The sequence below is a fragment of the Mesorhizobium sp. M0802 genome (assembly GCF_040320115.1).
In the GTDB taxonomy this organism is placed as follows: Bacteria; Pseudomonadota; Alphaproteobacteria; order Rhizobiales; family Rhizobiaceae; genus Mesorhizobium.
In genome coordinates this window covers 1-9319 of the sequence record NZ_JAMYOY010000043.1, presented here as the reverse complement: position 1 = coordinate 9319, position 9319 = coordinate 1, and the positions used below count along the sequence as shown (strand labels likewise).

Annotated in this window: 11 protein-coding genes; all 11 read left to right on the top strand. The window is 61.0% G+C overall.

Annotated features, from left to right (window positions below; translation table 11 throughout):
- Positions 1–576: 576 nt before the first annotated feature.
- Complete coding sequence (locus NKI10_RS30490) at positions 577–1002, top strand: hypothetical protein (RefSeq protein ID WP_352862590.1); 426 nt, start codon at positions 577–579, stop codon at positions 1000–1002.
- Between the two features lie 384 nt (positions 1003–1386).
- Positions 1387–1911, top strand: coding sequence for a hypothetical protein (locus NKI10_RS30485; RefSeq protein ID WP_352862589.1), 525 nt, complete (start codon positions 1387–1389; stop codon positions 1909–1911).
- A gap of 9 nt (positions 1912–1920) precedes the next feature.
- A complete protein-coding gene (locus NKI10_RS30480) occupies positions 1921–2055 on the top strand; it encodes a hypothetical protein (RefSeq protein WP_352862588.1) in 135 nt (44 codons plus the stop codon).
- Between the two features lie 33 nt (positions 2056–2088).
- Complete coding sequence (locus tag NKI10_RS30475) at positions 2089–2700, top strand: DNA-binding protein (RefSeq protein ID WP_352862587.1); 612 nt, start codon at positions 2089–2091, stop codon at positions 2698–2700.
- 187 nt (positions 2701–2887) lie between these two features.
- Positions 2888–3571 carry a hypothetical protein gene (locus tag NKI10_RS30470; protein ID WP_352862586.1) on the top strand — a complete coding sequence of 228 codons (684 nt, stop codon included), beginning with the start codon at positions 2888–2890 and terminating at the stop codon, positions 3569–3571.
- Positions 3572–3710: 139 nt separating this feature from the next.
- Positions 3711–4067 (top strand): hypothetical protein, encoded by a 357-nt coding sequence (locus tag NKI10_RS30465; protein WP_352862585.1) that lies wholly within the window; start codon positions 3711–3713, stop codon positions 4065–4067.
- Between the two features lie 6 nt (positions 4068–4073).
- Positions 4074–6152: a phage tail length tape measure family protein gene (locus tag NKI10_RS30460; protein WP_352862584.1), complete on the top strand. Its 2079-nt coding sequence runs from the start codon at positions 4074–4076 to the stop codon at positions 6150–6152.
- Complete coding sequence (locus NKI10_RS30455) at positions 6149–6937, top strand: hypothetical protein (RefSeq protein WP_352862583.1); 789 nt, start codon at positions 6149–6151, stop codon at positions 6935–6937. Before NKI10_RS30460 ends, NKI10_RS30455 begins: the two co-directional genes overlap by 4 nt.
- Positions 6934–7917: a phage protease gene (locus NKI10_RS30450; RefSeq protein ID WP_352862582.1), complete on the top strand. Its 984-nt coding sequence runs from the start codon at positions 6934–6936 to the stop codon at positions 7915–7917. The genes NKI10_RS30455 and NKI10_RS30450 overlap by 4 nt, the downstream gene beginning before the upstream one ends.
- Complete coding sequence (locus NKI10_RS30445) at positions 7918–8841, top strand: Mu-like prophage major head subunit gpT family protein (RefSeq protein WP_352862581.1); 924 nt, start codon at positions 7918–7920, stop codon at positions 8839–8841.
- A gap of 125 nt (positions 8842–8966) precedes the next feature.
- Positions 8967–9236, top strand: coding sequence for a hypothetical protein (locus NKI10_RS30440; RefSeq protein WP_352862580.1), 270 nt, complete (start codon positions 8967–8969; stop codon positions 9234–9236).
- The last annotated feature ends 83 nt before the right edge of the window (positions 9237–9319 follow it).

Below are 9319 nucleotides of genomic sequence, written 5' to 3'. Positions count from 1 at the left end.
TGTAACGCGCAAGATCGGATGGCATCTCTGGCAAAAGGTGAGAGACCCCGCCAGAAGCCGCCAAATACCAAGGGTCAGGTAGAGAAAACAATAGCTTAAGGGAGCGGCGCGGAAGCAGATGGTGGGGAAGCGCCGCGCAAGATCAGTTGGCACCAAATCGGCCGTAGCGCCCAAATCAGGCGCAAGATCGCATTGGCAGCGCGGGAAACCGCCAGCAACCCGCTAAGTGCCGTTGGAGAAAGAGCAATTTTGGCGCAGCGAGAGCGCGAAGAGATCGGAAAAGCGGCCTAAACCGGCCGCCGAACTCCGAACTGAACTCTGACTTCGCGTCAGAGTTCGCAGGAACACAAATACGCCCACCGATGGCAACCGGCAAGCGTATGAAATCGTTACGGTTTCCATCCTGACGGATGGAGAAAAACCAGCGGCTGGAACTCTGACGCGAACTCCGAACGTTGCCGGCACGGAAAAGAGGCCGCGTTAGCGACCCCTTTTCAGCAAATCACCGTAGGGCCGCAAGCACAGGCCGGATAGGCAAATCATGCCCGCCGTGTCGGCTATCCACAGGAACAATCAGTGCAACAGAAGCTGCTACAGCCGTCCGCTTTGGCGGGCATGATTGGTGGTGCGAGCGCATGGGATCATCCGGGCATGGATAGAACACCAATCAATGACGTGAGAACGAAGATTGACCAAACGCCCGACGAAGGGTTGCCGGCGCTGCAACGCGCGTACGATCAGGTAAAGGCCAAGAGGTTCACGCAGCTCCAAATGTTGGCAGAGCTTAATGCCGCCTTCGAAAAGGTCGGCCTGCCACGAGTTGCCCCCAGCACGTTCAACAGATGGGTACTGCAAATTCGCAGAGGCGACACGCGTCGCCCGACGATTTCCTTACCAGGCCTGCCGGTCGACAAGCAGGCCATGCGCAGCCAGGCCACCGAACTCAGACAATCAGCTACGCGGCTCAACCAGATCGCTGACGAGCTCGATCCAAACAACTAAAAAATAGTCCCCAAGATTTTCAACGACCGCCGATTTCGGGATTGAGTGCAAACATTGCACTCATTCGCGAACGGGTCTATATCTGCGGCAGAGCTAGCAACTCTTATCTGGGTGGTACGCGCCACCGAGGCCGGACCGGAAATTAGTGCAAAGTTTGCACTCAATTCGAAAGCCCGCGCCTGAACGGCGCTTTTTTTATGCCCGGTGTGTCGAACTCGACACTTCCGGGAGCGGTCGCAACGCATATCAATGCGGCCGGGAGATCACGGTGTATGTCCAGGGCGAAAGCCTAAAGACCGTGGTGCCGTCCCAGACGGTTGCTACTCCCGGCTCCGCCGATGGTCGGCGGAGCTCGCCTAGCAAGCGATCTGGAGACCGCAACCAATGACGCAGACAACTAAAATTCTCGACCAATTCGAGCAGACCATTCAGGCCAGCCGGGCGCTGAACTGGATGCTTTTCTGCACCCATCTTCAGGGTGACAGCCTCACCAAGGAACGCGACGGCATTCACACGCTGTTGGAGACGCAAGCCGATCTTTACGAGGCGATCGTGCAGCAGCTCGCCGCCGCCGAAAAGCAGACAGCGACCGACCGGATGGCCGAGATCAAAAACTCACTGTCGGATCGGGCCGGCCGGCAGCTCATGCAGGAGGATACCGAACAGGCAGCGCGCGACCGTCAGTCGGCAAAGCTCGACGCGGAACTGGCCGGCCACGAGACGACGCAAAGCCCCGACGAGATGCGCGAGCAATTCATCGCCGATCACGCCCGGCGCGGCGTCAGCGTCCCGGCGATCGCCGAAGCCCTCAACATGAAAGAGGCAGCGGTCGCCAAGCTTGTCGGCCAGCTGCTTGGAACGGACAGACGCTCGCCGCGCAGCAGCGGCGGCAAAGCCGTCAACGAATAGGGGGCGATCATGAAACTATGGCTGATCGCCCGCGCGCAACGCGCGGCCCTGAAAAACGCGCTGATCGACCACGATCCGCGAGAACCTCAAGCGGGCTTCTTTCTACGTCGCCTGTGGGGCTGGCTACGAAGCACGAAGCACTGAAAAAATCAAAGGCGCGGTTCCAAAACCGCGCCTTTGCTCTATCCAGCGTTCAACCCGAAAAACAGGGGTTTTGTGATGAGTAATCCCGAACTGAATTTAACAGTGGAAGTGCCGGCCGACGAATGGGCCTATTGCCAGCGCCGGCTCACCTATCTCGAAACGATGCTGCTCCACATGGTGCGCGATCTTGGCCAGGCACAGGAGTGGTTCAGCGCGAGCGATCTGGCTGCGTTGCGGTTGCCCGGCTTGCCGTTCTCACGTGAGGGCGTCACGGCGCGCGCCAAGGTCGCTCGATGGCCGCGCCGCCGCGTCGGCAAGCACGTGCTCTACCACGTCACTTGCCTGCCAAGCCGCTCATTCGATGCGCTGATCGCGCGCATCCTTGATCTGCCGGTTGAGGAGTATGAGCCTTTGCCGGGTGTCGCCGCGCTGACCGTCCCTGCCCAGGGTGTGGCGACGCCGAACACGGCACCGGCTTGGGTGCTTCCACTTATGCGCCTCATGCGTGGCGAGGCGCACGGAAGCCTCTCGGAAGCATGGCGCGCCCTGCCCGGTCATCTGCCCACTGGGACGGTGCTGCCGAGCGTCAACGAAGCCGCTACGGTCCTGATCGATCTTGGGCTGGCAGAGAAGATCGTTCGCTGAACGGGCGCGGGACTAGGCGGTCTGGATTGCCTAGTCCCCCCGCCATGCCGGGCATTTCCATTTCCCCAAAACTGTATAAATCTAGTCAAATCCCCCCTTCATTCACTCACCGCCCGCCATGTCGGGCATGGCCGTCATGGCGGGCAGGCGGGATTGTGTCACCGGAAATCTAAAACCGAGTGGCGCGATGACTGGCGAGGCTCTTTCAAACGACCTTCTGGAGTTGCTGGGCGAAGCGGATTTCATCCGCTTCGTTGAGAACTTCGCCGGCTGCCGTTGCTACGTTCCACGCCGCACAACAATGCCAACAAGCCCCTTGGTTGAGAAGGATGTGACGGCAGACCATCTCGTGGTTCTTGACGATTTGGAGCGGAAAGTTTTCGACGCTCGGCAAGCCGACCAACCCGTGCCCTATTCTCGCCTCGCGTCGCAACTTCTTCTCACAACGACTGGCGACGGTGGTGACCCAGGGGCGGACGCCGTGCGGCAAATATATGCCAGCGCCTGCCGGAAGGTGAACCTTGCTGCCGGTCACGAGGAACAAAGCGAGAAGAAGAGCACCCTGTTGGCTGAGGCCATAGGCGAGGACGCTGCTCAAAAGCTGATCGATCGCTATGCGGGAGCGTTCCTAAGAGTGCCCATGGCGCGCGAGCTTCGAGCCGCTCATTACCGGGCGCAGGGTCTTTCAAATCCCAAAATCGCGGTTCGGCTCGGCATCGTGGAAACGAGCGTCGATAAGCTTTTCCGGCGCATGAAGCTGACAGCGCAGGAGCGCCAGGCAGCAAACAACAACAGCTTCCGTCATCACGACGCAGCGAACGATGACCGGCCGCCAAAACGTCGCCCAATCCGCGCTGCGGGCGACGAATGACCGTTCAACAGCCCTTAAAATCGGTTTTGAAGGCCCTAGGACGCGCGCGGCGGGCAACCGCGCTGCACCCGGACCTTGCGAACCCGCCGCTGCGCGCTGGCGGGCTTCCCTGCGATTTTTTCAAACGGAGACAGCACCCATGAAATTCCACCTGCCGCAGAGCTACAAATATTGGTGGCCCGTCGACGTGATGTTGCCCGACGCGGACAAGCCCGGCAAGGTCGCCAAGCAGTCGTTCGAGATGCAGTTCGCGCCGATCAGCGCCGACGAAGGCACGGCCATGTTGGCGGCGATCCAGGCGTTGCCGGTTGAGCAGCAGGCCGCTCACCAGCACGACGAGCTGAAGGCGGTGTGCGTCGACTGGCGCGGCGTCATCGGCGAGGATGGCGAGCCCGTCGCCTTCACCAAAGAAGCGCTGGCGCTGGCGTTGCAATTCTCGTGGTTCAGCCGTGGTGTCTACAAGGCCTATGGCCGCTCGCTGGCGCCTGAGGCCTAAAGCAGCATGTCGCTCAACCTCGCCCTCGTTTTGACTGGCGATGCCAAAGGCGCGCGCCAGGCAGTCGATGAAACGAAAACCAGCGTCCATGCGCTGGGCGAGGAAGCAACCCGCACTTCGGCGGCGATGGCAGCGGCCAACGACCGCACGGCGGCATCGATTGCCCGGCAGTCGGCGCAATCGACTGCCGGCCTTACCTCAGTCGGCAACGCGGCCCGGCTCACCTCCGCGCAGATGCTCAATCTGTCGCGGCAGGGCAACGACGTTGTGACCATGCTCGCCCTGGGCGCGCCGGTCATGCAGGTCTTTGCCTCACAGGCAGGCCAAGTCTATGACGCGCTCGAAAGCGGCCCGAAAGGTCTGCGCGGCTCGCTGACGGCAATCGCGTCCGGCGCAAAATCGATGGTCGTCAGCATCGCCAGCGCGGCGGCCTCGTTCCTGAGTTTCTCAAATCCGATCGGCCTGGTGTCTGCCGGCATCATCGCCGGCACCGCTGCGCTGCTTGGCTACTCCGCCGCCACGCGCCAGAACATCCGGCCTTTGGACGATATCCTGAAAGACCACCAGGCCAACATCAAAGGCCTGAAGGAAGCTTATGGCGAAGCGGCAGACGCCAGCATCGCCTATGCCAAGGCGGCAGCGAACGAAGGCCGCTCCGGCATTGCCTTGCCGATCGCCAGCACCGTTGGCGATCTGAAGTTGTCCCTTGCCGCCGCAGCGCAAGAGGCAGCTAAAGGCGTTCTCACCAACGACAACAGCCAGGCGGGCGGCTCGCAGTTCGGCCCGACCGTACTTTCGCAATTCAAAGACTTCGGCGACGCCATCGAATATCTGCGGTCAACCACAGCCAGGGGCGCGCCGGACATCCTTGGTTTCCGCAAGATGGTCACCGAAAAGTGGGAGCTGGACCCGACTAACCAAGAGCTGTTGAAGCAAGCTCAGGCGCTTCATCTACTGACCGATGAGGCGGCTAAGGCAGCGTTGGCATTGCCCGGCGCGCAAGCGGCGTTGGAAAGGCTTCTTGCCAGAGGCCGCCCCACCGTCGCCGACGAGCAAGGCCGGCTGGATTACGGCGATCAGAACGCCGCCAACCTCACCTGGCTTCAGCGCCAGAACGCGGCGGCTGTAGGACGGATCGGCGCGCGCTCGCCGCAGGAGCTGGCGGACGCGGCGCGCGCCTCCGAGGCGGCCAAGCCTTCGGCCAACGGCGAGAGTGCGGCAGTTCGTCAATACCGCATAGAGGCGGCTGGCGCCCTTGCCCTGGTACAGGCACAGAACCAACTCACCGAAGCACAACGACAGCGCTCCAAGGCACTCGACCAGACCTTGCTTTCGGCGCGCCAGGACGTCGATCTAATCGGCAAGACGACGGCCGCGACCGAAGGCCTTCGCCTCGAAAACCAGTTGCTCGCCCAAGTCCAGGACGAGGCTGCGCGCAACCATGTCGCGGTCGACCAGGCCGAGATCCTGCGCATTCACCAGAAGGCAGAGGAATACGGCCGGCTGCGGGCGTTGCAGGAGGCCAAAGGGATCATCCGGGGTCAGGAACAAGACCTGACCTTGCAACGTGCAGAAGTTGCACTGGTTGGCCAGGGCGCGCTTGCGCACGATCGGATGATCGAGGCGCTGAAAGCAGAGCAGCAAATTCGGCAACTCGGCATTCCGCTTTACGGCAAGGAAGCCGAGCTTATCCGCGCTCAAACCTCCGAATTGTCCTCGCTCGCAGAGGCCTACGCAAAGGCCAACTTGCAGGCCGATTTGCAATTTGAGCGCCGCCAGATGTTCCGCAGCGACGACGATCAGCAAATCGCTTCCCGGCTCGTGTCGGCCGGCCTGCCCGATGATCTCAATTCGGTCGAAGCCGCAGCCATCCGGGCGAACGTCCAGCTCGAGCACATGAAGGACACGTGGCAGTCGGTTTTCGACGTGGCCAACAACAGCGTCGACAATTTCGTTGACGCGCTCGACGGCACCAAGAGCGTCGGCAACGTTCTCAGGCAGGCCGGCAAGGACTTCGCGAAGCTGGCGATCGACCTGCCCGTTTCCGCGCCTCTGAAGGCGTTCACCATGGAGGAATTTCAATGAGCGCGTTTCTAGGCATGAAGTATCCGGACGCCATTCGCGTCCTGACGGACGGCACCGCCTACGACTACGAAACCGGCACGGTCGGCGAGATCAAGAACAAGGCGGTATGCAGCTCCGAAGCACCGTTCATGGTCACCGGGCGCGGCAAGTCGGGCGCGGTCGACATGGTGGCTCGCGATCTGGCAAGGTTCGCCGACGAGCATGGTGTTGACATGGCCTTGCTGCGCGCCAGCGCGATCGGGCGAAAGCTCAAGAACGATGGCGATCATGGCGGCCGTCACGCTGGCCGCAAGCCGGCTCCCTTCGATCTTCTGATTGTGGGCTGGTCGGAGACCGAAGGGCCAAAGCAATATTCGCTTTCGACCTTGGAAATCAGCCCCGGTTTCCCGCCCTACGAATTGCACGATATGGGCGATATCGCGCTTGGCGGCCCGCAGCCGACCGATGACCAGTTGTTTGCCCTCTACCGCCGCTCTGGCTTCGTCCCAGGCAATCCGCAGTTCATGGAAAAATGCGGAGCCGATCTGTTCGAGCTGATGCGCCGTGCCCCGCCAGAACTCAACATTTACGGCGGCAAGCTGGAGTACACGATAGGCGGCCATTGCCAGCTCACAACCATCACCGAGACGGGGGCTTTGACCGAGACGTTGCGCGTCTGGCCCGACGAGGTCGGCAAGCCGATCAACCCCTTCGCGGATGCCGGTGAAGTCGTGCCGCTGCTCAATGCTCGCCGGGCGCAACAGCGGGCCGAAAAGGCCGAAAAGCGGTTGGCGGACAGAGCATGAACCACGAGACAATCACGCTAGCACTCACGGCGGAAGCGTCCGACGACGGTCGCAAGCAGTGGGTCCATCTTATGCCTTCGGGCACGTTTTACGGCAAAGATAGGCGAGGTCCCTGGACGTTGCGGAAGCCGGAAGCGGTCATTGAGGCCTCACGCCGCTTTGCCGGGCTCAACCAAATCCCGATCGATTATGAACACCAGCTGGTCAACGCAAAGACGAATGGCAAGCCCGCACCGGCCGCCGGCTGGATTACGGGCATGCAGGCGCGTGACAACGGGATTTGGGCATTGGTCGAGTGGACGCCCGCCGCCGCCGCTCATATCGCCAACCGCGAGTATCGGTATCTGTCCCCGGCGTTCACCACCACGAAAAGAGACCCGAACGACGGCGGGGATGTGACCAAGATCGTTCATGCCGGCCTCGTGAACACTCCCAACTTCGACCAGCTCACAGCGGTCGCCAACGCACAGGAAAATCAGGACATGGAAAAGCAGCTTGAACAGCTGAAGACACTGCTTGGCCTCGATGCCACGGCCGACCTGGTGGCGGTCAACGCAAAGGTCGAAACGCTACTTTCGACCGCAGCGAATGCGGCCAATCCCGATCCGGCGCAGTTCGTGCCGATCGGCGCGTTCCAACAGGCCGTGGCGGAGGCCAACCAGCTCCGCCAGGGCATCACCAAAGCCGATGCTGAAGCCCACGTTGCCACGCATATCGCCAGCGGTCACATAGCCCCTTTCATGAAGGAATGGGCTGTCAGCCTCTGCACCGTCAACAAGCAATCGTTCGACAGCTTCGTTGCCGCTGTCGGCCCCAGCGTTGTGCGCATCATCACGCCGCAGCTAGGCGACCGGCGACGGTCGGCGGGCGGCTCGGCAAACGAAAACCTGACCGAAACTGAACTCGCCGTTTGCTCGCAGATGGGCATCACGGCGGAAGAATTAATCAAGGCGCGCGGCGCCAACGAGGGAACCAAGTAAATGCTGATCAATCAGGCAAATTTGAGCATCGTTTTCGACGGCTTCAAAGCGGCTTTCAACAGAGGCTTTGAGAGTGCGCCCAGCGTCTACAAGCAGATTGCCATGGTGGTTCCTTCGACGGCACGGCAGGAACATTACGGATGGATTGGCCAAGTCGCGAAGATGCGCGAGTGGATCGGCGACCGCATCATCACCAATCTGGCCGCGCACGACTACACCATCATCAACAAGGACTTCGAGCAGACGATCAGCGTGCCGCGCAACGACATCCAGGACGATCAGTATGGGCTGATGTCGCCTTTCGTTGCTGACATGGGGCGCGCGGCAGCTGAAATGCCCGATGAGCTGGTTCTTGGTCTGCTTGCCAACGGCTTCACCAAGCTCTGTTACGACGGCCAGAATTTCTTCGACACTGACCATCCTGTCGGGAGCGAAGGCGCTGTCCCGGTAGTGTCAACGTCGAACTTCCAAGGTGGAGCTGGTGAGCCCTGGTTCCTGCTCGACACCAGCAAGTCGATCAAGCCCCTGATCTATCAGGAGCGCATGCCACTCGGGAAGCTGGTCAGCAAGAACCAGGAGAACGACGAGAACGTGTTCTGGAGCAAGGAATACATCTACGGCAGCGACGGCCGCTGCAACGCCGGCTATGGCCTTTGGCAGCTTGCCTATGCCTCTAAGGAGGATTTGACGGCGAGCAACTATGAAGATGCGCGCAAGGCAATGGCGAGCCTGACAGGTGACCAGGGTCGGCCGTTGGGCATCAAGGCCGACACGCTGGTGTGTTCGCCCAACCTCGAAGGGGCGGCCATGCGGCTGCTCAACAACGGCATGCGGGTTGAGGTGATCGAAACCGTGCCAGTGGCGATCACAAACGAATGGGCTGGCACGGCCAAGCCCATCGTCACCCAGTGGGTGCAGCAGTAAGAAATCGCGAGGGGTAAACCGGTGGCAATTCTGGCAAGGATCGGCCGCAGGTTTCCCCGCGATGGTCACCCGCGCCGCGCTGTCCCGGCGCGGGTGACTGCCCCTCTAAACCGGGAGCCGGGCAAATGGGTGTAACAAAGATCGATATCGACCAGTTGACGGATGGCGAGCGTCGCACCGTCCTGTTGCGCTATGAAGCCCTGTTTGAGGTCCAGACAGCGGCGAACAACACGCTGGTGCAGAAGCTCATGGAACGGGCTAAAACGTGGCAGCGACCGGACCAGGCGTCGAACGATCTGGCCGCAATCCTCAATGACTGGTCGATCTTCCACAACGGCCTTCACCAGCACATGCTGTTCGAGATCGAAAAGCTGTTAGCTGGCGGGCTGCAATAAGCCCCGTTTTAAGACCGTTTTAGGACCAAAAGTTGGTGCCAAATGAAGTTGCGCGGAGGTGCCAACCGATTTTGCGCGCTACA

Excerpts from the sequence above, each read along its gene's own strand:
- NKI10_RS30485 (WP_352862589.1), top strand. The coding sequence starts at position 1,387 with ATGACGCAGACAACTAAAATTCTCGACCAATTCGAGCAGACCATTCAG.
- NKI10_RS30480 (WP_352862588.1), top strand. The coding sequence starts at position 1,921 with ATGAAACTATGGCTGATCGCCCGCGCGCAACGCGCGGCCCTGAAAAAC.
- NKI10_RS30470 (WP_352862586.1), top strand. The coding sequence starts at position 2,888 with ATGACTGGCGAGGCTCTTTCAAACGACCTTCTGGAGTTGCTGGGCGAA.
- NKI10_RS30465 (WP_352862585.1), top strand. The coding sequence starts at position 3,711 with ATGAAATTCCACCTGCCGCAGAGCTACAAATATTGGTGGCCCGTCGAC.
- NKI10_RS30460 (WP_352862584.1), top strand. The coding sequence starts at position 4,074 with ATGTCGCTCAACCTCGCCCTCGTTTTGACTGGCGATGCCAAAGGCGCG.
- NKI10_RS30455 (WP_352862583.1), top strand. The coding sequence starts at position 6,149 with ATGAGCGCGTTTCTAGGCATGAAGTATCCGGACGCCATTCGCGTCCTG.
- NKI10_RS30450 (WP_352862582.1), top strand. The coding sequence starts at position 6,934 with ATGAACCACGAGACAATCACGCTAGCACTCACGGCGGAAGCGTCCGAC.
- NKI10_RS30445 (WP_352862581.1), top strand. The coding sequence starts at position 7,918 with ATGCTGATCAATCAGGCAAATTTGAGCATCGTTTTCGACGGCTTCAAA.
- NKI10_RS30440 (WP_352862580.1), top strand. The coding sequence starts at position 8,967 with ATGGGTGTAACAAAGATCGATATCGACCAGTTGACGGATGGCGAGCGT.